The organism is Psychroserpens sp. XS_ASV72 (assembly GCF_041224425.1).
Lineage (GTDB): Bacteria > Bacteroidota > Bacteroidia > Flavobacteriales > Flavobacteriaceae > Psychroserpens.
Genome location: NZ_JBGFGL010000074.1, coordinates 1 through 282, shown reverse-complemented (window position 1 = coordinate 282; position 282 = coordinate 1). Strand labels below are relative to the sequence as shown.

The following is a 282-nucleotide window of genomic DNA, read 5'->3' as shown; positions in this document are numbered from 1 at the left end:
GTAACGTTAGGGCTTACCTCAATGCTCTGTGTCGTCTCTCCAGTACTCCACTCGTAGCTAGTTCCTCCCGAAGCAGTCAAAGTAGCCACTGTTCCAGAACAGATCTCAACATCTGCTCCTGCATTGGCAACCACAGTTTCGGTCTCAACGGTCACTACAACCGCGTCGGTCGATTCACAGCCGTTTGAGAAACCTGTCACTGTATATGTCGTAGTAGTATTTGGCGATACCGAAATAGCGGACGTGGTTTCACCTGTGCTCCACTCATAGGAATCAGCTCCT

The 282-nt window shown here is 50.0% G+C and carries 1 pseudogene; it reads right to left on the bottom strand.

The features are described from left to right. Positions 1 to 282, bottom strand: a pseudogene (locus AB9K26_RS05515) (hypothetical protein); the annotation flags it as partial.